Origin of the sequence: Chitinophaga varians (assembly GCF_012641275.1) — a bacterium.
In the GTDB taxonomy this organism is placed as follows: Bacteria; Bacteroidota; Bacteroidia; order Chitinophagales; family Chitinophagaceae; genus Chitinophaga; species Chitinophaga varians_A.
Window position 1 is genome coordinate 606668 of record NZ_JABAIA010000001.1, and the last position, 25806, is coordinate 632473.

Consider the following 25806-nt stretch of genomic DNA (forward strand, 5'->3'; position numbering starts at 1 on the left):
GTCCGTTACAATCCATGATTCATAGTCTCCCCAATTCGTAATTCGTAATTTGTAATTCGTAATTAATAACCGGGATTTTGTTGGATACCACCGCCGGTCCGGTCTATTTCCTGTTGCGGTATCGGGAAGAGGTATTTACTGCCGGAAGCAGGCGCTCTGAAGGCGTTGCCTTTTCCGTTGGAATAAGGTCTGGTGGAATAATCTTTCATGGTGGTCACATAGATGTTCCAGCGCAGCAGGTCGAACACGCGGCCGTATTCGCATCCCAGCTCCACGCGGCGTTCGTGCCGCAGGGCCTTGCGCAGGTCGTCGCCGGCAGATACCGCCGGCAGCGGCGTGGCCGCTACTACCCGTTTGCGGGACACGGCTTCCACGTCAGTATGGGAAGAGTTGCTGGCGCGGTTGCGCACCATATTGATATAATTGGCAGCCTCCTGTTTGCTGCCGCCACTTTCAATCAGGGCTTCAGCGTACATCAGCAGTACGTCCGCATAACGTACCAGGTGCATGGTCCAGGCATCGTTGCCCCATCCTTGGCCGCGGCGGTTGGCGGGCAGGAACACTTTGCGGTTGTGATGGCCCGTATTCGGATAGGAAGAGAAGTCCAGCGTTTCTCCGCCGGGGAACACATCTCCCTGGTCGAGGATGGTGAAGAGAATACGTGGATCTCCGGCCTCATACTCATCTACCAGTGACTGCGTAGGACAGTCAAAGCCCCATCCGCCGACATTGCGTGGCGAGCAATAGACAGGCAGCGTGGTGCCGTAGATAAATGCAGCGGGATCATCGCCGAAAATAATCGGGAATACCGCCTCAGGGCTTTTATAGCCGTCTTTCAGGAACAGCGCCTGGTACTGGGGGTCCAGGCTGAAGGCGTTGGCATCGATCACTTTTTTGGCCGCATCGCGGGCTTTGGCGTAGAGGGTTTTATCATCTTCAGCGAAAAAAAGATAAGCCCTTGCCTGTACGGACCATGCCACTTCTTTGGTGACACGGCCCAGTTCTGTGGCTGGCAGGTCGTTGCGGGAAGGCAGCGCGGCATCGTTGCCCACGGCCTCCAGCTCACTGGTGATGAACTGAAACACCTCATTGGAAGCGGCACGTACGATCTTGTTGCGGTCTTCCACCTGCAGCGTTTTTGTCAGCAGCGGCACGCCGCCGAATACACGCACCAGGTCCAGGTAGTAGTAGGCGCGCAGAAAACGCACTTCCGCGAGGTAACGGCTCTTGGTTTTGTCATCAATGGGATTGCCTTTGCTATCGATTAGTTTGGCTTCAGGAAGCCGTTCCAGCGCCACATTGCAGTTGCCGATACCTTTGTAGCAGGCAGCCCACAGGCCGTTGAGCGTTTCATTATTGGCGAGCGCACGGCCAAAGCCCAGGTCCACTACAAAAGGACGGTCGTTGGCGTCAGAACCGCCTTTATCACTTTCGTCAGTGGCCATATTGCCCAGCTCTGCAATCGCTGCCTGATATCCCCAAAACTCATAAAATCCAAGGTAGCAGTTGACAACCGTCTTGAAACCCGCATCCGGCGAAGTGTAGAAGTTGTCGTCCGTTTGTTTGCCCAACGGCGGCCTGTCCAGATAATCCTTAGAGCAGGAAGCGGCCAGTAAAAGCATCAATAACGGTAAGGTATATACGATCTTTTTCATTACAGACATTGTTAAGGATTAAAATTTAGCGTTCACGCCTACCATAAAGGTGCGGGCCTGTGGGAAGTATCCCTGGTCAATACCGATCAACCGGGGGTTGGCATTGCCCATCTCCGGATCAAGTCCGCTGTATTTGGTGAAGGTGAACAGGTTCTGCGCACCTACGTATAACCGTAGCTGTGGTATACGTGCCCTCTCCAGCCATTTTTCAGGGAAGTTGTAACCCAGCTGGATATTTTTCAACCGCAGATAGGAACCGTCTTCCACGAAATAGTTGGACACGCTGCTGTTGAGCGCTGAATTGGAATTGATACGGAAGTACTTGTTAGTGGAGCCGGGGCCGTTCCAGGATTTTTCCAGGAAACCCTGTGGCGCGTTGTACCAGCCGGTGCCCGACTCGGTATCATAACGCAGGATGTTCATCACGTCATTGCCTTGTGAGCCCTGCCAGAACATGCCCAGGTCAAAACGTTTATAGTTCAGGTTGATATTCAAACCATATACGAAATCCGGCCATGGGTTACCGATCATGGTTCGGTCTGCCGCGTCCAGTTTGCCATCGCCGTTAATGTCTTTAAAGCGGAGATCGCCCGGGCGGGAGCTGGCGCTTTGCGGGCTTTTGTTCACTTCTTCCTGTGTCTGGAAGATACCATCTGTCAGCCAGCCATAGTAGTACCCTACAGGCTGACCTACCTCTGTTTTGGTGATCGTTTCTCCCAGGTGGGCAGCGGTATAGATCGGCTCTCCGCCACCCATGCTCAGCACTTCGTTACGGAAGGTAGACACGTTAAGACGTACGTTATAGGAGAAATCTCCGAACTGATGGCTATGTCCAATTGATACTTCCCATCCTTTGTTCACCATACTGCCTGCATTGCTCCAGAAATTGGTGGAAGGGTAACCCATTGTGCTGGGTATCGGTACCACCACCAGCATGTCTTTTACCTTTTTATTGTAATAATCTACGGTCACATCAAGGAGGCCGTCCCACAGCGTCAGGTCCAGCGCCAGGTCTGTCTGCTGGGATGTTTCCCATTGCAGGTTGGGGTTAGCCATGGTAACGCGCCCCGCGCCCAGGAAAGGATTGCTGCTACTCCCAAAGAGATAGCGGCTGGAATTGTCGTAGGTAGACAGATACAGGCCGCTTACATCCACATACTGGTTGCCAACGGTACCATAACTTGCTCTCAGTTTACCGCTGCTCAACCATTTCAGGTTGGCATTTTTGATGAAGTTCTCTTCCGTGAAGCGCCATGCTGCGGAAGCAGACGGGAAAGTTCCCCAGCGATGGCCGTTTCCGAAGTTGGAACTGCCGTCCCGGCGCACATTGGCAGCCAGGATATAACGGTCAGCATATACGTAGTTGATACGCCCGAAGAATGACTGTAACGCGTTGGAGAAAGTATATCCGGAAGCACCGGGGTTCATCGTGGCGGCGTTGATGATACGCATATCGACATTATTGTTCACGATGTTCTGCTTCGATGCGCCATAGTTTAGCCCTTTGGTAAGCTCCGCTGAAATACCCGCCAATGCGGTGATATGATGTTTGCCAAAAGTCTTGTCAAAGTTCAACGTGTTCTCCCATACGAAATAGTTGCCCCAGTCGGAAGTATTGCCAACCGTATTATAGGTCGCGTAGTCGAAGGAATTCAGGAAGTATGCCGGCTGGAAAGTTTTAGAGATGCCGCGGCTCAGGTCCATCCCGAAATTACTGCGGAACGTCAGCGGCTCGAGGATCTTCACGTCCAGCGTCGCTCCGCCTTTGATGGCAATACCTTCCCATACGCTCTGTTGCATGCGTTCCACCTGTCCCACCGGATTGGGTTTGTTGGTGAACAGGATACCGGCATATTGTGAATATGGGTTATTGGCTTCATACCCGGTCATGATACGCTGGTAAAAATCCGGAACGCTTTTCAGGTTGTTGCGGTATACCGGTGTGATCGGATCGGCGGCCATAGCGCTGAAGATGGTGCCGGTAAAGGGGTTGTTCTCATCCACATTGCGGCGGTTTTCATATACGAGGCCGAAGTTGGTGGAGAGCTTCACCCGTGGCCCGATATCAGCCGCCACATTGGTGCGCCAGGTGATGCGTTCATAGTCAGACCCTTTCACGAGCCCCTGTTGTTTCATATATCCGGCGCTGGAAGCGTATACCAGGTTTTTGCCTGCGCCGCTCACGCCTACATTGTAGCTTTGTATGGGTGCATTGCTCTGGATGATTTCTTTCCACCAGTCGGTACCGTTAGGACCGCTGTTATCGTTCACAAACTTCAGCACCTGCGCCACTTTCTCGGGGGTATCGATATCGGTGGGCAATGGTGCGCCACCAGCGGTATTGGCCTGTATTTTATATTTGATGAAGTCTGCCGCGTTCAGCATATGTGGTCGTTTCCAGGCCGACTGCCAGCCCGTGTAAGTATCCAGTGTGACATGCATTTTGGTGTCATTGCGACTGCCTTTACGGGTAGTGATGATCACTACGCCGTTGGAGCCTCTGGAGCCATAGATGGCTGCCGTGGAAGCGTCTTTGAGGATGTCCATCGCCTCAATATCGTTGGGGTTCAGCCAGCCGATATCTGTCTGCGGCAGACCATCAACGATATACAATGGCGTATTGCTGCCGCTGATAGATCCGATACCACGGATACGTACCACCGGAGGAGATCCGGGGCTGCCGCTGCTCTGTGAAACGGTCACGCCGCTCACCTTGCCCTGTAAAGCTTCTGCCGCGTTGCGCACGGGCACGTTGCGCAGGTCTTTACTGCTGACAGAGCTGATAGCGCCGGTCACATCTTTTTTTCGTTGGGTGCCGTAACCGATCACCACTACTTCATTGAGGCCGCTGGTGGATTCTTTGAGGACGATGTTCATCAGCTGTTCGCTGGCGCCCACCGGAATTTCCTGTGTGATGAATCCCATATAGCTGATCACCAGGATCGCTCCGGCATCAGCCTGTAGGGAGAAGCGTCCCTCCACGTCTGTTACCGCGCCCTGGCTGCCGCCTTTTACTTTTACAGAAACGCCCACCAGCGGTGTGCCTTTCTCATCGGCCACTTTACCGGTAACCCTGCCTGCGCTTTGTTCTGATTTGGGGGAGATGACCACCAGGTTGTTGTCCATGATGCGGAAGGCCAGCGCGGAACTGTCCAGCATCCGCCGCATAATTTCCGCCAGAGGGGCGTCTTTTACCTGCAGGTCTATCTTGCCCAGCTGCCGGATGGCGGTATAGTTATAAAAAAAACGATAGTTGCTTTCCTGCTGGATCTTTGCGAAGATCTTGTCTGCGTCAGCCCTCACGAAAGTGAGCGTGAATTTTTCCTGCGAAAAGACGGTTGCTGAAGCGTGTAAACAGGACAATAACACCACAACAAAACATAACTTCATAATGAGGAGTAGTTTGACTGTCTGGCTGAGCGCATAGGAAGCCCCTCCAAATCTGCTTTTTTTCATAGATTTGTTTTAGAAAGGTTTGTAAAGAAGGGTGTAAGTGAAGTTTCTCAGGCTGACTTACCCCTGTACATACACATAAGCCTTTTGGGGAAGAGCACACCTCTTCCCTTTCTTTTTCGGACGAAGCTTATCTCATCCCTCATACATGTTTTCAGGTAATGCGTGCGTTTGACCGTGTGTTCATTACAGGTGATTTTTGAGTTGATAAAATGTTGCTATGATGTGTTATCTGGACAGGTAAACCTGTTGCTGTACTATCCTATAGTGGAATCCTGTGGTCATCTGCAACAACCGCAGCGCCTTGTTGATATCTTCTTTTTCAAATACGCCGCTCAGTATTTCTTTCTGCAGCGTTTCGTCTTCAAAAACTATGTTGACATTGAACTGCCGTTCCATTTTGCGGGCCACCTCCGCGAAGGTTTCATTCATAAAGGCCAGTTTCTGATTGCACCAGGCTGTTTCCATCACCAGGCCGGGGTCTTTGCTGCTGGCCAGTTCCTGCACCCTGAAGTTGACATGTTGTATACTGTCCCGTTCCTCCCATAGCGTATGTTGATCGAGTGACAGCACCAGTTTTTCGCGGGGCAGCAGCACTACTTTTTTCTCGGGGCTGTTGCGCATCATCACCTGTACTTTTCCGGAGATGACTGCCACCTCCGCCTTCTGATCATCGCCATAGGCCTTTATATTAAAAGAAGTGCCCAGTACCTGGATAGCGAGGTTATCAGAATGAACAATGAAAGGTTTGTTATCATCGCTGGCCACATCAAAAAACACTTCACCGGCAACTGCCACGTCCCTGCTTTTACCAGCAAAACGGGCATCGTAGCTTATCTGGCTGCCGGCATTGATCCATACCTGTGTGCCGTCCGGCAGTAATGCTTTAATGGTGCTGCCCATCGGTGCGCTGATCTGTTGCAGTGCCAGCGCCGCGGGTGTTTTTTTGCGGGCCAGCCACCACATGCCTGCACTTACAGCCGCCAGCAGCACCGCCGCCGCAGCCCACCAGTAAGGACGCCTGGAAGACGTCACCCGTGACGGTGTTTGCAGGAACGCCTCCATCTTCTCCCAGCCTTCTGTCACCACAGCCGTATCCTGGACCGGCGCCGACATCGTGTCCAGCACGCTTTCCATGAAACGATAATCCGGGTTCTCCGCCAGCAATTGTTCCAGTTCTTCCAGCTCCTCCCTGCCGGCAGCCCTGCCGGCTTTCCGCGCCATCAGCTCCAGTATTCTTTCTGCTTTCATTGAATGGTTAGATAGTGTACCTGCGAAAAGGACACAGAGAAAAAGCGGATTCCCTAAAAGGATTAAAAAAAAAATTTAAAATGAGATTAGTGGGGAGAGCGAGAATAATGGGTAACATCATACTCTATTTTTACTCTGTAAAACTTATGTCGGCTCATGTAAAAGGTAAAATCATTAACGCCTATACGGAGTTTTAGAATATTGAAAATCATAGTTATTGTAGTCTTGTACCATCGCCTGTAAAGATGAATTTGACCTCGAAAATCCCAAAGGGGACTTGAATACATCTTAGCCCAGGGCGTGAGCCCTGGGAATTCGGGAGAAGCAGCGAAAAATCCACCCCAAGCCGGAACATTGGAACGTTGCAACAGGGAAATAGGGTACGCAGAAACAGAGAAACATAAAACCACGAAAATATAGAAGCGTATATCTACGAAAAACCTTCAACATAAAAAAGACCGGCCCAAAAGGCCGGCCCATAGTTGTTCGTTATTGTTTTTTTCGGTTTATACGAGACCGGTGGTAGTACACCAGAATGTATTAGGAGGAATAGTTGCTTTCTCGGCTTTTTGCTGGCCGGGTTCATTCAGTTTTGCAATTCTGAGTTTGGAAACGTCGAGTTTCTTTTTGGTTTTCTTTTTCATAACAAACGGTTTAACGCGAAAAACATGGCGCTTACTCTTTTCTGAAGGTTTTCAGCTTTCCCTTGTCCTGTCAGACAATGCAGGTTTTTAGTGTGGCAGCAAAATCGAATAAGCAACAATTTACAAAACGTGCGTGAGAAAATACCGCAGTCAGACCGTCGTGTGTTGCAGAAAGGGTTGAAGCGAAGCCGACAGTTTTTTCATCGCGATCATCAACTGTGCGTCTACTGTTTTGGGCGAAATGTTCAGGATACCGGCTACTTCTTTATATGACAGCCCGTCTTCCTTTATCAGTTTAAAGATCATCCTGCATTTGGGAGGCAGCTGCCGGATGGCCGCTGCAATAGCGTCCTGCAGTTCGTGGGTCAGCAGCAGTTGCTCGGCGCCGGCGCAGAAGCGGACTTGCGGCACCTGTACATTGTCCAGGTCCGCCTCCTCGAAGGTCGTGGCAGCCCTCAACTGGTTGAGTGCCGTATGTTTCACCGCCACATAAAGATATACCTTGATGTTGTCTATCTCCTGCAGGGAATGACGCCGCTGCCATAGCTTTACAAATACGTCGTTCACAGCTTCCTCTGCCTGCTGATGTTGCTTCAGGAATGCCAGGGCAAACTGATAAAGCGGGAACATCTGCTGCTGGTAAAAAGCCTTAAAAGCCAGTTGGTCGTCGTGAAATTGTATGCGGTAAAGCAGCTCCTTCATATTTCATCGTGCGTAAGCACAATATAAAAATAATTTAATAAACTAGGGTAGTTTTAAAATTATTTTTTTAAATAAAAATGGATGAGCGGTTGGAGAGAATGGGCTAAAACGAATTATCGGTACACAGGTGCATCTGCGGCGACGGCAGATGTCTTTTATCAAGACAACAACAGCGGTAACCTACCGGTTGACCGGCTGGCCGCTCAGTATATCCCTGACCGTTTGCCCCGGCAATACCCGGAAAACGGGAATATTCAACGCATACCGCTCACACAGCTGCCGGATACTTTGATCTATCTGCTCCGCTGCATACCGCGATGAAAAATGCCCCAGCACCAGCTGTTGCACATTGGTGGCGCTCACCATCTCTATCACCTCTTCAAGGCGGCTGTGCAGGTTCTTATAGGAAGGATGTTCAATCACTTCGTCGCCTCCCAGGAAAGTGGCCTCATGGATCAGTATCTCCGCATCCTGCCAGGTATCCGGACTGGCTACCGGCGTATCGCCGGAATAACTGAGGATGTTACGGCGTACCTCAATGGTCGTTTTCTCTTTTCCCTGCTCCCTGCCTATTCTTCGTATATCCTCCTGCGTTAGCGCCGCCAGTTCGGGGCGCAACTTGCGCCTCGTCTGCATGATTTTATAACCCAGGCTGCGTACCACGCCCGGAGCGGCGCGCACATGCTCATTGCGCAACGGCAACACCAGTACATCGTCTTTGATACGGATTTCATCGCCCGGTGCTACCGGCATCCATACCGTTCCTGACACATGCGGGTCAAATCTCTTGGAAAACGCCTCCAGCGCAGGGTAGGAACCACCATCTCTCGGGTAACAGATAACCGGAAAACCATCCCGCGCATTCAGTTGATTGAGCTGTAATAATCCGGTCAGATGGTCCCTGTCGGCATGTGAAATAAACACATGACTGATTTTTCTGCTTTTCTGCAACAAAGTGGCACTTACGCCGTCGCCCGCGTCCAGCAAGATGCCCAGCTCTTCTACAAAATACCAAGTGGAAAACAGGGCCGTGGAATAGCCGGTGATCGTTAACGCTTTCATAGTCCAAAGCTACGGATATTAACGGCCGCTTTTTGCAACGACGGTGTAAAAATAGAATGGGCGGGCATTGCAGGAATAGTTAATTTTGTGTCATGCGGATAAGAGCTACTGTCATACCGCATACCCTGATAATTTCCAATAACAAGCATCATTGACAATGCCTGTGCGCTCATGACGTGCTGCAGCATTTTTGTGCCCATAAAAAGCGTTATCATGAAAGAAAATATGACCGCAACGCCTCCTGCACCCAAACCGGCCCATGCCTGCGATGGCAGCCATCAACACAAGCCCGGAGAAAAACATGACCATGGCGACCATGATCACGGTCACGCCCATACGATGATGATATTCGGCAAAAACACCGAACTGTATTTCAGCCTGCTATGCGGCGCCACACTGGCCATCGCCTGGATACTGGGGCGTACGCTCGTCGCGGCAGGAACAATGCCGGAAGGCGGACTGCTGCCCATCCTGATAGCCTCCTATATTTTCGGTGGATTTTACACTGCCAAAGAAGCTATCGAAACCATCTCCAAAGGCGGCTTTGAAATAGATTTCCTGATGCTGGTGGCGGCCGCCGGCGCAGCTATTTTAGGGAAATGGGAAGAAGGCGCCCTGCTGTTGTTCCTCTTCAGCCTCGGTCACTCGCTCGAACATTATGCCATGGAGAAAGCCCGCAAATCCATTACGGCACTGGCCGACCTGGCACCTAAAACAGCACTGCTCAAAACCAACGGCGGCACCAGAGAAGTGGAAACATCCGAGCTCAAAGCCGGCGATGTTATAGTGGTAAGGCCCAACACCAAAATATCGGCAGACGGTATCGTGGTGGCAGGCACCAGCAGTGTAGACCAGGCGCCCATCACCGGCGAAAGCGTACCGGTGGACAAAATGCCGGTCGATGATCCTGCCAGCGCACTGCAACAGGTAAAAGATTTAAATGCCCGCTATAAAGTATTCTCCGGTTCCATCAACGGCAACGGCTCCCTCGAAATCATGGTGAGCCAGCCGGCCAGCGACTCCACTATTTCCCGGCTGGTGAAAATGGTTAATGAAGCACAGTCACAGAAGTCACCGACGCAACAGTTCACCGACCGCTTCCAGCGCATCTTCGTGCCGGCAGTGCTGATACTGGTGCTGCTGTTATGTTTCGCCTTTCTGGTGCTTGATGAACCTTTCAGCGCCAGTTTCTACCGCGCTATGTCCGTACTGGTGGCGGCCAGTCCTTGTGCCCTGGCTATCTCCACGCCCAGCGCAGTGCTCAGCGGCGTGGCCAGAGCCGCCCGTATGGGCGTGCTCATCAAAGGCGGCCGTCCGCTGGAAGACCTGGGCAACCTCACCGCGGTAGCTTTCGATAAAACCGGCACCCTCACAGAAGGGAAACCACGGCTGACCAACGTCATTCCCATGAACGGCAACAGTGAAACCGATCTGCTGCAGGCCGCCGTGGCCGTGGAAGCCCTCAGCGACCACCCGCTGGCCAAAGCCATCGTTCGTGACGGTAAAGCCAAACTTGGCAATACGGCCTTCCCGGAAGCGCAGCAGCTGGAAGCCGTCCTCGGCAAAGGCATCAAAGCCGCCTGGCAGGGCGCACCGGTATACATCGGCAATCTCGCCCTCTTCGAATCACTCGATGAACATCGTCCGGCAGCAGAACTGACCACACAGGTACAGGAACTGGAACGTGGCGGCCACACCACTATGGTGGTACGAAAAGGGACTGTTTACGCCGGTATCATCTCGGTAATGGACACACCCCGCCCCGAAGCGGCAGAAGTGCTTAAAACGCTTAAAAGTTCAGGAATACGGCGCATGATCATGCTCACCGGCGACAACCAGCAGGTGGCAGATGCAGTGGCCCGGCAAATCGGTCTCACCGATGCCTGGGGCAACCTGCTGCCGGAACAAAAAGTGGAAGCCATCCAAAAACTTGCCTACGATGAACATAAAGTCGCCATGGTAGGCGACGGCGTCAACGACGCCCCTGCCATGGCCAACAGCACGGTGGGCATCGCTATGGGCGCAGCCGGCTCGGACGTAGCCCTGGAAACGGCAGACATCGCGCTCATGGGCGACAAACTCACGCTCCTGCCCTTCGCCATCGGCCTGAGCAGAACAGCCAGCAAAATCATCAAACAAAACCTCTGGATGAGCCTCGGCATGGTAGCCATCCTCATCCCGCTCACCATCACCGGCATCGCCTCCATTGGCCCGGCGGTAATGGCCCACGAAGGCTCTACGCTGGTAGTGGTGTTCAACGGACTACGGCTCCTCGCTTACAATAAAAAAATCCCGGGAAAATAACCCGGGATTTTTTTCCATTATCGTATCAGGCGTAATGCTTACGCAAAAACGTAGCTATCGCCGTCAAATGATGATTGTCATGCTCGGCAATAAAGTACAACATGTCAGCCAGCGATAACACCTGTCCCAACCGCGGATGCATCGCCTTCCTCTCCAGATCTGCCGGCGAAAAATGCTCCACCTGCTTAAGAAAATTATCCCGCACCTGCCGGAAATGATACACCAGCTCGCTGATCGGATATTGATTGTGATGGGCCGCCACAGTGGCTTTATTGTCAGGGTCTGCCGGCGTCAGCTCCCGCCCCGCCCGCAGGTCTTCCAGCCGCTTGTCATGCAGCAGCTCAATATCTGAAAGATGACCGATATGCTCCTTCACGGACCACTTGTCATGTTCCCGGACCTCCATGATATCTTCCGGTACCAATACTGTCATCTCATCCAGCCGCGGCGCAGTAGCACGCAACCGCTCCACGAAAAAAGGTATGTAATCCACCGTATGCCCAAACTGAAAGCGGCGATCAGACCATTTCAATAATTCCGTCATAATAAAAAACCTCCTGTAAGTGTAACGCCCCGCAAACGGAATTGTTGCCCGCCTTTCCACTCATATATTTCCCTTGGGACGAACAACAGGAAACACTATCTTCATGCCTATTATTCATCCCCCAAACAACTTCAACAGCGTTATGAGAAAGCTACTCCCCGTATGGCTTATGCTGGCGTCCGTACACGTATTCGGACAAACGGCCACGCCTACCCTGAAATCCGTTTTACTGACACAACTCCGCAGTACACACAATAAGGCGGACTGGTTCGTGCCAGCCAACACTGCCGTGGAAGGCCTTACGGCTGAACAGGCCAACTGGAAAGATGGCAGCGGCAACCACTCTGTAGGCCAACTGGTGCAACACCTCGTGTTCTGGAACGAACGGCAGCTCAACAAGTTCCTCGGAAAAGAAGTGAAGGACTTCAAAGGCGACAACAACGAAACATTTGCCAGTGTAGACAAAGCAAGCTGGGAAACAGCCGTAAAGAAACTGGACGAAATACTTACCGGACTGGAACAATTCGTCGAAAAAGCAGACGATAAAACACTCGCTGCCGCCGCCGGCACCATCGCCAATATCTCCACCCACAATGCCTATCATACCGGGCAGATCATCTTCGTCCGCAAGGAACAGGGATCATGGAACCCGGAACATGGCGTGAAATGATTACAGCCAGCTCTGAAAACGCCGGATGAACCAGTTTTTGATCAGCTGCGTTAACACACAATAGCTGGTCAGGATAGCGAACAGAAAAGGAAAATATTGGACCGGCATGGCCTGCATTTTTAATGCCGCGGCCAGCGGACTGAATGGCAGTAAAATACCAATGGCCATTACCAGCGTTGTCAACGCCAGCACCGGTGCGGTGGCCCAGCTTTGAATGAACGGCACCTTACGCGTACGGATCATATGCACAATCAGCGTCTGTGACAACAACCCTTCTATGAACCAGCCGCTCTGGAAAAATGCCTGGTGCTCCGGCGTATTGGCTTTGAAAAAGAAAAACAACAAGGCAAATGTCAGATAATCAAAAATAGAACTGATAGGCCCGATGAAAAACATAAACCGTGCAATACCGGAAGCATCCCACTTTTTAGGTGCTTCGAGATATTCCTTGTCCATCCGGTCCCAGGGAATGGCTATCTGCGAAATATCATACAACAGGTTCTGCACCAGCAACTGAATAGGCAACATCGGCAGAAACGGCAGAAACGCACTGGCCCCCAGCATACTGAACATGTTCCCAAAGTTGCTGCTGGCGGTCATCTTGATGTACTTGATGATGTTGCCAAATGTCCGGCGGCCGTAAATCACGCCTTTCCGCAATACGGTCAGGTCTTTTTCCAGCAGGATAATGTCCGCGCTTTCTTTGGCGATGTCGGTCGCAGTGTCCACAGAGATGCCTACATCAGCTTCTCTCAAAGCTGCAGCGTCATTGATGCCATCTCCCATAAAACCGACCGTATGCCCTTTCTGCTGTAATACTTTCACCACACGGGTTTTCTGCAGGGGGCTTAGCTTGGCGAAGATGCTGATGTTGTCGATTTCTTTTGTGAGCTCAGCATCGCTGATATTGTCCAGGTCCGGCCCCAGCAGGATATTGTTGACCGGTATTCCTACGTCCCGGCATATTTTTTTGGTAACGATCTCGTTGTCGCCGGTCAGCACTTTCAATGTAATGCCCAGCTGGTGCAATGCTTCGATAGAGGGTTGGGCGGAAGGTTTGGCGGGGTCCAGGAAACCAATGAAGCCGGTCAGCGTCATGTTGTTTTCATCCGCCACGCCATACGTCAGGGCGCGGTTGTCGAACTCCTTAATGGCGACCAGCAACACGCGCAGCCCTTCTTCATTGAGCTTGCGGGAAATACGGAGGATATGGTTGCGCATACCTTCGTCCAGCACCATGACGTTATCATTTTCGGGGTGCAGTTCTTTATCTTCTCCGGGGTTAAAAGCATGTGAACAAAGGGCCAGCATCTCTTCCACGGCGCCCTTGCAGATGAGCAGGTGCTTGCCGTTGCGCTGCTGCAATATTACGGACATGCGGCGGCGCTGGAAATCGAACGGTATTTCATCTATTTTGGTAAAACGGTTGCCCGCCTGGATATGCTCATGTACCTCCACATGTTCCAGCACGGCCTGGTCCAGCAGGTTCCTCAGCCCTGTCTGATAGTAGCTGTTGAGATAAGCCCATTTAAGCACTTCTTCGTCATCCTGCCCCAATACGTTCAGATGCCTTTCCAGGACTATTTTGTCGATAGTGAGTGTGCCTGTTTTATCAGTGCACAGGATGTCCATCGCGCCGATATTCTGAATGGCGTTCAGCCTTTTTACGATCACTTTGCGTTTGCTCATGCTCAGCGCTCCTTTGGCCAGGTTGGCGGTAACGATCATGGGCAGCATTTCCGGCGTAAGGCCAACGGCAACGGCTATAGCAAAAAGCAAAGCGGAGATCCAGTCGTGTTTTACCAGTCCGTTGATCACAAAAATCAACGGCACCATTACCAGCATAAAACGGATCAGCAGCCAGCTGACACTGTTCACACCTTTATCGAAACTGGTTTCCGCCCTTTTGGTGATCAGGGTTTTGCTAAAGGAGCCAAAGTAAGTCTGATCACCGGTATTGATGGCGATGGCCGTAGCGGCGCCGCTCACCACGTTGGTGCCCAGATAACAGATGTTCTCCAGTTCAAAGGGTACGCGGCGTTCGGCATCTGCAATGCTGAATTCCTGTTTCTCTACCGGCAGCGCTTCTCCTGTAAGCATCGCCTGGCTCACGAACAGGTCTTTCGATTGCAGCACCCGGCAGTCTGCGGGTATCATGTCGCCGGCAGACAGCAGGAAAATATCCCCGGGAACGATCTCCTGGATGGGTATCTCCCGGGCGCCTTCCGGATTACGCAGCACCATGGCAGTAGTTTTCACCATGCCTTTGAGTTTCTCCGCGGCGCGGTTGCTGCGGAACTCCTGCCAGAAACGAAGTACGGAGCTCAGCACCACCATTACGCCCACTACGCAGACGGTTTTGTAGTCCTGCTCACCGGGAGCGGCCAGCCACACGTCCATGATAAAGGATATAATGGCAATCACGGCCAGTACGCCGATGAAGGGATTGATGAAAGCCTGTAGGAATTGTTTGTACCAGGCGGGCGCTTTTTTGTGGGTGATTTCATTGAGCCCGAACACCCTGCGCTTGGTTTGCACCTGGTTTTCTGTAAGACCGCCTTCCTGGCTGTCCAACACGTTCATGGCACCGGCCCTGTCGCTTCGCGCCACATGGCGGAGCTTCTTCGCTGCCAGTACATTAAATCCGTCTGCAGTTACCTGCTGGGTAAAGGGTATGTGCCGCCTGATGCTGCCTGCTGCTGTTCTGATCATGACTGTAGAATAGTTTAATGGTCAGCCGGGGCGGTCCCTTATCAGGAAGAAAACAGGGCACCCTGGCTTACATTACCGGTATGTCCGGGTCCTGCGTCCATAGTGATAAATATTTGTTGACAGGACAAAAATACTACAGCCTGCGCGGGCAGGCTGTTAGAGGGGCTTTAGAAAAGTATTAGAAATTCATTAGAGCGATGGTAATTATTTTCTCACCAGCTTGGTCACCTGGTCCATGCTGGAACTCACGATCGTAGCTGTTCCATTTGCTGAACTGTTTTTAGTATAATTCACGCGTGATTTTAATACCAGCGTATCCCCTTTCCAGCTCAGTTTGCAAGCCATCGGCTGTCCGGTAAGAGGAGCATCAATGCCCGGAAAGGATACAGTGGAAGCCTGGCTGTACAGGGAATCATTCGCTTTGAGTTCGTATGACGCCGAACTGCCTGAAGCCGGTATGGTAACACGCCATGGCAGCTCTTCCGATTCCATAAGCTCACCATTCACGTAACTTGCCCCCTTCACTTTTGTATCTACCATGTAACTGATGTCCTTAGAGGTCATCATCCGTTCATCGAAAGTGACGGTGCCTTTGTTCTCAATGCTGATATAATCGAAATCAGTAATCCCTTTTAAAGTATTGCCTTCCATGTCACTGGCCGAAGTGACTGACTGCCCCTTTAATTCCATGCCGGCAAATTTCCAGGTGCCGGTCAATTTGTTGGACGGGTTGTTGCCCGGAGGGTTTACAGCAGGATCGGGGTCCGGGCCAGCCATGGGGCCTTTGGAGCAGGCTGCCAGGATAAGTGCAGCAGCAGCTAACAGGAACAGATAGGTACGGGTCATGGGACTATCGTTTTTAAATAGTGGCGCAAATTTAATACATATTATGAATACTTCATATTATCGGCATGAATCTTATCTACCGGCAGATAGCTTATTTTTGTACAGATCTCCCAATAGCTACTGCCATGAAAACATATATCAACAAGTATCCTGAATGTGACTACAAAGGAAGAACAAGGGCCCTGAACGATGCGATGGAGCTCCTCCAGGGCAAATGGAAAGTATTAATTATCGCGGTATTGTGCTGCCGCGGACGGAAACGTTTTTCTGACCTGCAACAGGAAATAGAAGGCATCAGCGCTAAAATGCTGACACGGGAACTGCAGGTGCTGGAACTGAACCTGCTGGTGTCCCGCACCGTTTGTTCCACCAAACCTGTTACGGTGCGGTACGAGATCACGCCGTATGGAAAAACCCTTGAAAAAATTGTCTTTCAGCTGATGGACTGGGGAGCGGAACACCGCCGCCATATTATGGCGTCTACTCAGCCTGTAAACTCCTGACGGGGTTCTGCATGGCCGTCTTCACAGCCTGGTAACTGATTGTTGCCAATGCTATCAGCACCGCCATACCGCCTGCCAGTATAAATACCCACCAGTGAATAGGCGTATGATAGGTGAACTGGTTGAGCCAATGCGACATGATGGCCCATGACAGCGGAAATGCAATCACCGCTGACAGCAGTACCAGCTTCAGGAACTCCATCGATAACAACCGCGCAATGCCTGTCACGCTGGCACCCAGCACCTTGCGGATACCGATCTCTTTGGTCCTGCGTTCTGCGGTATAGGCTGCAAGGCCGAACAGTCCCAGGCAGGAAATAACAATCGCCAGTGAAGCAAATATCCGCGACAACCGGCCTATCAGTTGTTCACTGCTGAACATGGCATTAAACTGTTCATCTACAAAACGGAAAGCAAACGGATAACCGGGATTATCTTTTGCCATCACCCGCTCAATGCTCTTCACCGTCTGTTCCGGATCGGCATGGGCTGCCATACGGATATACATCTGCCGCGGGTCATTGTCCCGCTTAAAAAACGCCACCGGGTCTGGCTTGCCATAAATATCACCGTACACATAATCTTTCACGATCCCTACAATACGATAAGGACGGTAATTTCTTTCCGCATCGTCTGGTACCAGCAGGTCCCTGCCGATACTGCCTTCTGCACCCATCAACCGGGAGAGCGATTCGGTGATCACCACGCTGAAGCTGTCCACAGTGGCCCCGGGCAGGAAGTCCCGGCCTTCTTTCAGCTCCATGCCGGAGGTCGCAAAAAATTGCGGCGTCACACAGCGGTTGGAGATCAGGAAACCGCTTTCCGGCGATCCCGGCCACCGGAAGGCGTTGGTATTGTTTCCACCTTCAATGGTGATATGATCAGATAAGGCCACGTTCTCTATAAATCCCGTGTTCAGCAGGTCCTGGCGGATGGCAGCAAAGTCCTTTCCCATCCTGCCGGTAACACTCATTTCCAGCAGCTTGTCCTTATTATAGCCCAGCTTTCTGTGCTTCACATGTTCTATCTGCTGATAAATGATGATGGTGGAAATGATCAGTACGATGGACACGGTAAACTGCAGGGTGACCAGCCCTTTGCGGATCACGGCGGCACTGCCGCCGGGCATTTTGATGCCCTTCAGCACTGCAACCGGATTAAAGGAAGATAAATACAGGGAGGGATAACTGCCTGCCATCAGCCCGGTCACCACAGCTATTGCCAACAATGCGGCCCAGTGCGAAGGATGTTGCAGGTCTAAAGCAATCTGTTTGCCTACCATAGCATTAAACGCTGGCAATAACAGGCCAATGATCACCACGGCCAGCAGGGTGGCCACCAAAGACATCATCATGGCCTCACCGATGAATTGCACGATGAGACGGCCTTTTCCCGCACCCAGCACCTTGCGCACCCCCACTTCTTTGGAACGCTTCTCACTACGCGCAGTGGCCAGGTTCATAAAATTAATGCAGGCTATCAAAATGATGATCCAGCCGATAACGGTGAACAGGCGTACATACCCGATACGTCCGCCGGATTGTTTACCATCCACAAAGTCGCCGCGCAACCGCCAGTCATTCATCGTAAATAAAAACGGGGTGGTAATGGCTTTGGGGAATTTCGCTTTCACATACCCTGCCAGCTGCCGGTTGAGCGCCGCCACGTCAGATCCCGGCACCATCTCCACAAAAGTATGGATGGCGTTGGCATCCCATGATGTCAACCATTTGTTCTGATTAAAATAAGTCTGAAAAGGCGCCAGCCATTCAAACGTCAACGAGGAATTGGGTGGCAGGTCTTTCACTACGCCTGTCACCATGTATTCCTGCTGGTTGTCCATCTTCAGCATTTTGCCGGTCACGTTGGTCGTTCGCCCAAAAAATTTCCGTGCAGCCCTTTCCGTTATGACCAGAGAATAAGGCTGTGCGAAAGCCGTACGCACGTCCCCTTCCACAAAAGGAAAGGTGAACATACTGAACAAGGTACTGTCTGCATACATGCCGGCCGCGTAATAAGCGGTGCTGCCATTGTTGAACATGGCAGAAACTGTTCCCTCTGTTGTACGGCAAATATTGGCCACTCCCGGAAGCTCCGCTTTTATGGCTGGTCCCATCAAAGCGGGGGTGGACCAGAAAGTGCGCTTGTAGCCATCGTACTGCCAGTGCTGTAAAACAGCGTACAACCGGTCTTTCTTTTCATGCATACTGTCGTATCGCACCTCATCTTCCACCCACAGGAAGATAATGCCGGCGCAGGCAATGCCTGTCATCAATCCGAAAATATTCAGGAAGCTGTATACTTTGTTCTTCCATAAACTGCGGACGGCTGTCCGGAAATAGTTGGTAATCATGAAAACGAATTTTCCAATCGGATGCCAACAAAAAACACATTAATATACAACAACATACATATCACACATTGTTAAAAATGTCCGCTTTTGATACAGGTTTTGTTCAGTTGCGGATAGCGGATAAAAACAGCACCGGCCAGCCGGTGCAACGAATGCCCAGGCTGGCCGGTGCGATGTGTACATGGATCATTGTGCGAGATTGGTTGGATCATCTCTCAGGTCCATACGCATTTGGACCAGGTGTTTTTTGAATCCCGCTTTTTCATAGGCTTTTACAGCAGCTTCGTTGTCGCTGTAAACGTCCAGGCGTATTTCCAGCACATCCTGTAAATAAGCCCATTCTTTCAGAAAGGCTAGTATTTTACCATTGATACCTTTGCCGCGATGCTCCGGCACTACATACAGGAAGCCCACATATGCCTGTTTATCATGTTTGAGATAAGGCCTGGAGGCAGGCTCTATACGGCAATAGCCCGAAGCAACGATCTGTGTGCCGGCTAAGGCCACCACCACCTCCACGTTGTTGGCCTCTATCATTTTGGCGATGTCGTAGTAGCTGATAGCACCATCCTTCAGGGTGGGGTCATAAGGCCGTTCTGCTGTGATAATGCCCTGTTCGAAAGTAAGCAGCAAAGGAAGATCTTCCTTTACGGCTTTTCTTACCGTGATTTCCATATGTATTGATTGGATTTATTAACAGATAAACATTCACTTTATAGGATAGTAAATGTCGGACATTATCTGTTTACACCCAACTATTCAGACCGTAAACTGTGCGCCGGGTTCACCAGCGCGGCACGGATACTCTGGAAGCTCACCGTCAGGAAAGCGATCAGCAGCACCAACACAAAGGGAATGGCAAACAACCACCAGTGCAGCGTTGTCCGGAAGGCATATCCCTTCAGCCATTGCGTAACGCTGAACCATGCCACCGGCGTGGCCACCGCGAAAGCGATCACGATCAGCACGGCAAATTCACGGTACAGCAACCGCACAATCTCTGATACGGAAGCGCCGAGTATTTTACGGATACTGATCTCTTTGGTCCGCTGCACAATAGTAAAGGAGGCGAGCCCAAACAAACCGAGGCACGCCACCAGGATGGCCAGCGTGGTAAAGATGCCGAACACTTTTCCAAAACGCTGGTCAGCTTTGTATTGTTCGTCGAAATGTTCGTCCAGGAAAAAATATTCAAAGGGATTGGAAGGGAAAAAAGTATTCCAGTTGCGCTGTACCGTCGATATGGTGGCGGCGATATTGTCCGGTGATACGGCAACGGAAGTATACCCTCTCACATCGGCACGCAGCCGGAGGATCAATGGCTCATAAGCATCATGCAGGGACTGCTGATGAAAATCTTCCACTACGCCGGCAACCCTCAGCGTATCGCCCCAGAAGAAAACAAGCTTGCCAACAGCCGCCTCCGGACGATCAAAGCCCAGCCTGCGGACACCCGTCCTGTTGAACACCACGGCGCCTTTTGCCCCATCCATACCAAAATCGCGGTCGAAATTCCGGCCGGCAATCAGTTTCAGATGGTAAGCAGGCACGTAATCATAGTCTACGAAAATAGCACGGAACTGTCTGCCTTGGTTTTCGGGCTGCTCTATCAGACGTATGCCACCGGCATTGATGATAGAAGCCTCGCCCGGCACGATGGACGACACCGTCACGCTATGAACAGCCGTTTCATGCATCAACTGTTCCTTGAATGCCTGTTGCTGTCTCATCAAAGTAGAATCGGTATAAACAATGGGCGGCTTTATGACCAGCGTCTGCGCAATATCAATGCCCAGCTGCTGCGAACGCATAAACCGTATTTGTTTAAAGACGGTGAGCATTCCTACCAGTAAAAACAAAGAAGCGGCAAACTGCACCACCACCAACGAACGGCGTAACGTACTGCCCTGGCGGGAAGAGATGGCTTTTCCCTTCAATACCACCACCGGTTTAAAACGGGAAAGCACAAACGCCGGATACAAACCTGACAGGAATGAACCCACCACAAACAGCACGCCCAGCACGGTCCAGAAAAGCCGGTCATACAACAGGGAAAAAGACAACTGCTGGCCTGTTATGCTGTTAAAAAGCGGGATCGAAAAAACCACCAGGAACAATGCCGTGATGACCGCCATGCCGTTCAGCATCGCTGATTCAATCATGAACTGTGCCACCAGCTGTGACCGGAGAGAACCTATCGCTTTGCGCACGCCCACTTCCACCGCCCGGTTGATAGCACGGGCCGTAGCGAGGTTGATGTAGTTGATCCAGGCAATAGCAATGATAAACAAGGCTATGCCCATCAACAGGTATACCGTATTGCCCTGGCCGTTCGTTTCTGTTTCCATCATCAGGTGGGAATAAAGATGGATGTCCTTTATCGGCTGGAGATAATATTTTGTCGTGAACTCTTTAGGCACGTCCCCGTAGTATTTGGCCACCTGCGCCGGAAACTTGGCTTCCAGCTTCTGCGGGTCGGCGCCGGGGCGAAGCAGCAGGTAAGTCAGACAACCATCCCATTGCCAGCCTGTTTCCGGATCATCGGGCTTCACCATCTCCTGGAAGGTGGCATATGAATACAACGCTTCCGCCTTCAGATGGGTATTGGAAGGCATGTCTCTGAATACGCCTGTTACTTTAAAAATATCCCGGTGATTTTTGCGGAGGATTTTACCAACCGCGTCTTCCTGTCCAAACAATTTATGGGCGATGCTTTCTGAAAGCACCACTGTATTAGGTTCTGTGAGTGCTGTTTTGGGATCTCCACTAATAAGCGGCGTGGAAAACACGTTAAAATAAGCGCCGCTGGCATAATACACGGATGATACCTTGACGCTTTTTTCGTTATTGCCCAGTATTGCCTCGCCTTGTTTGACCAGCTTGACATAGTCTTCTATTTCCGGAAAAGCATCCTTGAAATGATTGCCTACCGCAAAGGCACCGGCGGCCCAGTTGGTGCTCAACTGTCCTTTCTCATAACGTTCCTGCCGCACCCGATAGATACGGTCGCCTTTTTCCTGGTTGTTCTCGTAACTTAATTCATAGGCCACGTATTGCAGGATCAACAGGGAAGCGGCAATACCAATGGCCAGTCCCATAATGTTAATGGCAGAAAACACCTTGTTGCGGCTGATATTCCGCCAGGCAATCTTGATATAGTTCTTCAGCATATGAAAAAAATTGGCAACGGTCAGATTACAAGAAACCTGCCACTGGCCGGCGTCCGTGCCAGATGGGCCGTTGCGCCGACAGGCCGTCGCGGGACTGTTTCATTACCGTACACCGCCTGTCCGATAATGAACGTTTCTTTTTACCTTTATGTTATGTACCGGCAATATAAACCACATCCGTTACTGGAACCATATATAGATGCCTACTGGACCGTTATCTCGGCCACAGGGTCTGCGGCCGTTGGCCGTATATTGCCCGACGGTTGCGTGGATATCATCTGCAACCTGGGCGATGCCGCCATCAGTGATGCCGGTACGCCACAGCAACAGTGGTTGCACGCTGAAAAAGCTTACCTGATCGGTACCATGACGCGGTACAGTGATTCCTGTCAGCCGGGAGCATCCCGCATGATCGGTATCCGCTTTAAACCTGCCGCTTTTAACTCCTTCTTCCGGCTGCCTTTACAGGACATGGCGGATGAATGCACCGAGTTCGGGCAGGAACTGGTCCCCCTGCTCCTGCGGGCCGGCAACGACTTTATTCCCGTATTGGATAAATACTTTCTCGAACATAACACCCAGGCGTCCCGTGAGATGTTGCCCATTGTGGATACCATTTACCGGCACCGTGGCTGTATCAGAATCGGAGACCTCGCCCGTGCCCATTTTCTCACGCCCCGGCAGCTGGAGCGGCAGTTCCTTAAACATACCGGTGTCAGCCCTAAGGCATTTGCCAATATCGTGCGTTATCAGGCCGTACACCGGCATATCCGTACCAACCCCGGAAGCAGCCTGCTGCAAATAGCCTTTGATTATGGCTATTATGACCATTCCCATCTGACCAACGACATCCGGAAATATACCGGCAAAGCTCCCTCTCAAACCCAGGGCTGAAGCCCTGGGCTACGATGTGAGCCAGGCTGTTTTTCAAATTCGGATGCTTTGAAAGGGTGTACGCGGATTGGCGGAAAATAACCTGACTGTTCAACAAAAAAAATCTGAAAATAATTGCCCGTGTTTAGAAGTGGTTAACAAATGCCAACCTGATAAGCTGTATTCTTGCACATGGTTAATTGCTAAAAAACCGATGATATGCCAGGGCAACCGTATTTTACCAATGAGGGCGGCACATGGATGTTTCATCAGTCAGCTGTACTGGTCACCTATCACAGCGAGCTGCTGTACGCTATGGACATGATGCATACGAGGCCATTGGCCGCAGAAAGAATATTCCGTAAAATTATCCTGGCCTGTGGCAACAGCCATATTGACGCGCTGCTATCACTGGCCGTCATCCTGAACAGGACCGGCCGGCACATAGAAGGGAATGCCCTTATGCACAGGGCGCACCTGATCTGCATGGAAGCGCTGCCGGCGGCGTTCCGGCCCGGCACCGACCATGTCTATTGGTGCGTGCTGGAAAACCGGCCTTTTCTCCGTGCCCTCCACGCGGTCATTCCGGAGTACATCAAGGAAAAACATTATGAAAGAGCGCTGGACAAAATCAATTTCCTGCTGAAGATCAATCCGCAGGATGACACGCTCGCCAATGCGCTCCTGCCGGTATGTTACATGCACCTCGGCCGGTATGAGGAATACCTCGCCTGGTATCAGCAACAACCTGCCGGCAACCGTACCTTAGAGAATACATTTTTTTCTTTCCTGGCCCTTTACAAACTGGGCCTGGCAACACAGGCCAAAGAACGTTTCCTGGAAGCACGACAGGCCTGGCCTCATATGGCAGCAGAGCTGCTGAAGACCAGTCATCAGTTTCCTACAGATGAATTCGCGGAATATCAGGCGCAAATACCGCCCGGCAGCAGACAGGAAGCATTTGTATGTTGGCTCGCTTCCAGAGAATTATGGCAGAGGGAAAAGGGGCTGAAGAAATTTATACGATCTGTCACAGGAGCACCCGCAGGCCTCCCCTGATATTGTTATACGGCTACTGTAATGAACGGATATGCAACGTAGAGCCTTGGTAATAATAATCCACCGCACTGCTGTATTTCACCACATTCATAAAGGCATCGAGCGACTGGCAGGGGTCCATACAGCCGGTAAAGCGGCGGTGCAACATCTCAGGGTCGTCAAAAACCACACTGATCGCAAAACGTTTACCAATCATCTTCCTGATGTCATTCAGCGATGCATCCTGAAAAGTATAAATGCCATTCTTACGTTTTGCGCCCTGCAATTGCATGGTAAGCGGATCGCGAAAAACAGCCGCCGCCCTTTCATTGACGGCCAACTGACGGATCACCTCTTTCTCATGCCGCCTTTGCCACCAACCGCTCCAACACAGGCCCGCCAGGATAATACTGACACATATGCCAGGTATCGTGTAACTATACGATTTGGCTTCGTCCTCCTGCATAAGTTCATCCTCCACCGCTAACCATCCTGCGCCGGCATCCGTTACATCTTTTGTAGGGTCGATCTTGCCCTCTCTCATCAAACGCCGGTATTCCCGGGCTACCCGCCGGGCATTGGGTACCTGGTCCATCAGGTCAAACAGCTCTTTGGTTTCTTTGTTGCTCAATGTCAAGTGTTTTTGAATATCAAAACATCAGTGGTACCCGTACGGATACCGGTTATCATCAGGTATAGTATAAAGGCCGACAATACCGGCTTGCCGCATATACGGCCTAAGCCCCGTAAACATAATACGGATTGTTCGCAGTAAGGGTTGTCATAGTAAGGGCATCTTTCTTCTCGTCATACAATCATCCTAAACTCCCGATAACTATCGTCGGGACATAAATTGCTACGCTATCGTTGTGATTTCATTACTTATTCGTTCGTACTTGTTTGCTATCAGCACCTTTGTCTCCTGCAGGTTCCCAGGGTTTCACCCTTCAGCTCAGGGCGGCTGCACAATTTTCCGTGTATCATTTGAGATATCTGTAGGTATAAACGATAAATAATACCATCCGGATTTAACTTTGATAAACATGGTTAGCAATGATTCGCCTGACTGATGATTTCCCCCGCCGTTGGCCTTGTAAGCGTATATACAGGCGGTGCCATATATCCATCCTACCACATTTCCGGTACTCCGGCCCCGCTCAACTTATCTTCCCATCGGTAAAAAACACCATCAAATATAAACACATTATACTTTATAATTTAATTACATACAAAAATAATGCACAACGTAGCCCAGGGTTTCAGCCCTGGGTACAGGTTTGCTTTAGAATTAATCCCTACTTTTGTCGCACCTGCATGCAGCAGTTATTTAACAGTTATTTTACAGAATGAAAGTGCTGATCATAGAAGACGAACCTTCCTTACGCAACAGTATCCGCGAATACCTGGAACACCAGGGCTTCATCTGCGAAGTGGCGGCAGACTTCAGGGAGGCCATCGATAAAGTGACCGATTATGAATACGACTGCATCGTGGCAGACATCGGCCTGCCTTTCGGCAACGGCCTCGATGTGGTCAGGGAACTGAAATCACTGAAATCCAAAGCCGGTATCATCATCATCTCAGCGAAAGACTCCCTCGAAGATAAACTCAGCGGCCTGGAACTGGGCGCCGATGACTACCTCACCAAACCATTCCACCTCTCGGAACTCAATGCCCGCATCAACGCACTGCTGCGCCGAAAAAACTTTGATGGCAACACCAGCATCAGTTTCTTCGAAATCACCGTCGTCCCCGCTTCAAAAACAGTACTGGTACATGACAAGTCGATCACATTAACCGGCAAGGAATACCAACTGCTAATGTATTTCATCGCCAATCAACATCGCGTGGTCACCAAATCAGCCCTGGCAGGACATCTCTGGGGCGATGCCTACGACCAGGCAGGCTCGTACGACTTTATCTATACCCATATCAAAAACCTCCGCAAAAAAATGATGGAAGCCGGCGGGGAAGACTATATCAAAACCGTATACGGTACCGGGTACCGTTTCGGCTAAACTGAACG

General features: G+C 51.1%; 19 protein-coding genes. 6 read left to right on the top strand and 13 right to left on the bottom strand.

From position 1 onward, the window contains the following. Positions 1–62 precede the first annotated feature (62 nt). The 6 genes from HGH92_RS02500 to HGH92_RS02525 all read right to left on the bottom strand — a co-directional run bounded on the left by HGH92_RS02500 (position 63) and on the right by HGH92_RS02525 (position 8767). Entirely contained in the window at positions 63–1655 is a 1593-nt protein-coding gene (locus HGH92_RS02500) for a RagB/SusD family nutrient uptake outer membrane protein (protein WP_168869181.1), read from the bottom strand. An 18-nt stretch (positions 1656–1673) separates the two neighbouring features. Continuing rightward, positions 1674–5111, bottom strand: a complete 3438-nt coding sequence (locus tag HGH92_RS02505) for a TonB-dependent receptor (protein WP_211092520.1) — start codon at positions 5109–5111, stop codon at positions 1674–1676. Between the two features lie 225 nt (positions 5112–5336). Beyond that, on the bottom strand, positions 5337–6359 hold the full coding sequence (locus HGH92_RS02510; RefSeq protein ID WP_168869182.1) for a FecR family protein: 1023 nt from the start codon (positions 6357–6359) through the stop codon (positions 5337–5339). Between the two features lie 506 nt (positions 6360–6865). Further along, positions 6866–7003: a hypothetical protein gene (locus tag HGH92_RS02515; protein WP_168869183.1), complete on the bottom strand. Its 138-nt coding sequence runs from the start codon at positions 7001–7003 to the stop codon at positions 6866–6868. Between the two features lie 150 nt (positions 7004–7153). Beyond that, positions 7154–7705, bottom strand: a complete 552-nt coding sequence (locus HGH92_RS02520) for an RNA polymerase sigma-70 factor (RefSeq protein WP_168869184.1) — start codon at positions 7703–7705, stop codon at positions 7154–7156. Positions 7706–7885: 180 nt separating this feature from the next. Next, the gene (locus HGH92_RS02525; RefSeq protein WP_168869185.1) at positions 7886–8767 is read right to left on the bottom strand and encodes an MBL fold metallo-hydrolase; all 882 of its coding nucleotides are present in this window, start codon (positions 8765–8767) and stop codon (positions 7886–7888) included. A 213-nt stretch (positions 8768–8980) separates the two neighbouring features. Here HGH92_RS02525 and HGH92_RS02530 point away from each other — a divergent pair, with 213 nt between their 5' ends. Then, positions 8981–11071 carry a heavy metal translocating P-type ATPase gene (locus tag HGH92_RS02530; protein ID WP_247654814.1) on the top strand — a complete coding sequence of 697 codons (2091 nt, stop codon included), beginning with the start codon at positions 8981–8983 and terminating at the stop codon, positions 11069–11071. Positions 11072–11096: 25 nt separating this feature from the next. On the opposite strand, the gene HGH92_RS02535 is transcribed toward HGH92_RS02530, so the two are convergent. Continuing rightward, positions 11097–11615 carry a DinB family protein gene (locus HGH92_RS02535; protein WP_168869187.1) on the bottom strand — a complete coding sequence of 173 codons (519 nt, stop codon included), beginning with the start codon at positions 11613–11615 and terminating at the stop codon, positions 11097–11099. A gap of 142 nt (positions 11616–11757) precedes the next feature. Between HGH92_RS02535 and HGH92_RS02540 the strand changes: the two genes are divergently transcribed. Then, positions 11758–12285, top strand: coding sequence for a DinB family protein (locus HGH92_RS02540; RefSeq protein ID WP_211092521.1), 528 nt, complete (start codon positions 11758–11760; stop codon positions 12283–12285). Here HGH92_RS02540 and mgtA read toward each other — a convergent pair whose 3' ends face one another. Then, positions 12286–14997 carry a magnesium-translocating P-type ATPase gene (mgtA, locus tag HGH92_RS02545; RefSeq protein ID WP_168869188.1) on the bottom strand — a complete coding sequence of 904 codons (2712 nt, stop codon included), beginning with the start codon at positions 14995–14997 and terminating at the stop codon, positions 12286–12288. Positions 14998–15201: 204 nt separating this feature from the next. Next, positions 15202–15843, bottom strand: a complete 642-nt coding sequence (locus HGH92_RS02550) for a hypothetical protein (protein ID WP_168869189.1) — start codon at positions 15841–15843, stop codon at positions 15202–15204. A gap of 125 nt (positions 15844–15968) precedes the next feature. Between HGH92_RS02550 and HGH92_RS02555 the strand changes: the two genes are divergently transcribed. Continuing rightward, positions 15969–16346: a winged helix-turn-helix transcriptional regulator gene (locus tag HGH92_RS02555; RefSeq protein WP_168869190.1), complete on the top strand. Its 378-nt coding sequence runs from the start codon at positions 15969–15971 to the stop codon at positions 16344–16346. Here HGH92_RS02555 and HGH92_RS02560 read toward each other — a convergent pair. From HGH92_RS02560 to HGH92_RS02570, 3 genes are all read right to left on the bottom strand, one after another. Continuing rightward, positions 16324–18699, bottom strand: a complete 2376-nt coding sequence (locus HGH92_RS02560) for an ABC transporter permease (protein ID WP_168869191.1) — start codon at positions 18697–18699, stop codon at positions 16324–16326. The two genes, HGH92_RS02555 and HGH92_RS02560, sit on opposite strands and share 23 nt — an antisense overlap. 186 nt (positions 18700–18885) lie before the next feature. Next, positions 18886–19374: a GNAT family N-acetyltransferase gene (locus HGH92_RS02565; RefSeq protein WP_168869192.1), complete on the bottom strand. Its 489-nt coding sequence runs from the start codon at positions 19372–19374 to the stop codon at positions 18886–18888. A gap of 80 nt (positions 19375–19454) precedes the next feature. Then, a complete protein-coding gene (locus HGH92_RS02570; RefSeq protein ID WP_168869193.1) occupies positions 19455–21869 on the bottom strand; it encodes an ABC transporter permease in 2415 nt (804 codons plus the stop codon). Here HGH92_RS02570 and HGH92_RS02575 point away from each other — a divergent pair, their 5' ends adjacent. Then, on the top strand, positions 21870–22763 hold the full coding sequence (locus tag HGH92_RS02575) for a helix-turn-helix domain-containing protein (RefSeq protein ID WP_168869194.1): 894 nt from the start codon (positions 21870–21872) through the stop codon (positions 22761–22763). 198 nt (positions 22764–22961) lie between these two features. Further along, entirely contained in the window at positions 22962–23801 is an 840-nt protein-coding gene (locus HGH92_RS02580; RefSeq protein WP_168869195.1) for a tetratricopeptide repeat protein, read from the top strand. Between the two features lie 13 nt (positions 23802–23814). Here HGH92_RS02580 and HGH92_RS02585 read toward each other — a convergent pair whose 3' ends face one another. Continuing rightward, positions 23815–24411, bottom strand: a complete 597-nt coding sequence (locus HGH92_RS02585) for a DUF4974 domain-containing protein (protein ID WP_168869196.1) — start codon at positions 24409–24411, stop codon at positions 23815–23817. Positions 24412–25126: 715 nt separating this feature from the next. Between HGH92_RS02585 and HGH92_RS02590 the strand changes: the two genes are divergently transcribed. Next, a complete protein-coding gene (locus tag HGH92_RS02590; RefSeq protein WP_168869197.1) occupies positions 25127–25798 on the top strand; it encodes a response regulator transcription factor in 672 nt (223 codons plus the stop codon). Positions 25799–25806: the final 8 nt, after the last annotated feature.

What these genes read in the sequence shown, in the direction of transcription:
- HGH92_RS02570 (WP_168869193.1), bottom strand. Translation starts at nt 21,869, where the DNA reads ATGCTGAAGAACTATATCAAGATTGCCTGGCGGAATATCAGCCGCAAC.
- HGH92_RS02530 (WP_247654814.1), top strand. Translation starts at nt 8,981, where the DNA reads ATGAAAGAAAATATGACCGCAACGCCTCCTGCACCCAAACCGGCCCAT.
- HGH92_RS02560 (WP_168869191.1), bottom strand. Translation starts at nt 18,699, where the DNA reads ATGATTACCAACTATTTCCGGACAGCCGTCCGCAGTTTATGGAAGAAC.
- HGH92_RS02520 (WP_168869184.1), bottom strand. Translation starts at nt 7,705, where the DNA reads ATGAAGGAGCTGCTTTACCGCATACAATTTCACGACGACCAACTGGCT.
- HGH92_RS02575 (WP_168869194.1), top strand. Translation starts at nt 21,870, where the DNA reads ATGAAAAAAATTGGCAACGGTCAGATTACAAGAAACCTGCCACTGGCC.
- HGH92_RS02515 (WP_168869183.1), bottom strand. Translation starts at nt 7,003, where the DNA reads ATGAAAAAGAAAACCAAAAAGAAACTCGACGTTTCCAAACTCAGAATT.
- HGH92_RS02590 (WP_168869197.1), top strand. Translation starts at nt 25,127, where the DNA reads ATGAAAGTGCTGATCATAGAAGACGAACCTTCCTTACGCAACAGTATC.
- HGH92_RS02540 (WP_211092521.1), top strand. Translation starts at nt 11,758, where the DNA reads ATGAGAAAGCTACTCCCCGTATGGCTTATGCTGGCGTCCGTACACGTA.
- HGH92_RS02500 (WP_168869181.1), bottom strand. Translation starts at nt 1,655, where the DNA reads ATGAAAAAGATCGTATATACCTTACCGTTATTGATGCTTTTACTGGCC.
- HGH92_RS02510 (WP_168869182.1), bottom strand. Translation starts at nt 6,359, where the DNA reads ATGAAAGCAGAAAGAATACTGGAGCTGATGGCGCGGAAAGCCGGCAGG.
- HGH92_RS02535 (WP_168869187.1), bottom strand. Translation starts at nt 11,615, where the DNA reads ATGACGGAATTATTGAAATGGTCTGATCGCCGCTTTCAGTTTGGGCAT.
- HGH92_RS02525 (WP_168869185.1), bottom strand. Translation starts at nt 8,767, where the DNA reads ATGAAAGCGTTAACGATCACCGGCTATTCCACGGCCCTGTTTTCCACT.
- HGH92_RS02550 (WP_168869189.1), bottom strand. Translation starts at nt 15,843, where the DNA reads ATGACCCGTACCTATCTGTTCCTGTTAGCTGCTGCTGCACTTATCCTG.
- HGH92_RS02555 (WP_168869190.1), top strand. Translation starts at nt 15,969, where the DNA reads ATGAAAACATATATCAACAAGTATCCTGAATGTGACTACAAAGGAAGA.
- HGH92_RS02565 (WP_168869192.1), bottom strand. Translation starts at nt 19,374, where the DNA reads ATGGAAATCACGGTAAGAAAAGCCGTAAAGGAAGATCTTCCTTTGCTG.
- HGH92_RS02580 (WP_168869195.1), top strand. Translation starts at nt 22,962, where the DNA reads ATGCCAGGGCAACCGTATTTTACCAATGAGGGCGGCACATGGATGTTT.
- mgtA (WP_168869188.1), bottom strand. Translation starts at nt 14,997, where the DNA reads ATGATCAGAACAGCAGCAGGCAGCATCAGGCGGCACATACCCTTTACC.
- HGH92_RS02505 (WP_211092520.1), bottom strand. Translation starts at nt 5,111, where the DNA reads ATGAAAAAAAGCAGATTTGGAGGGGCTTCCTATGCGCTCAGCCAGACA.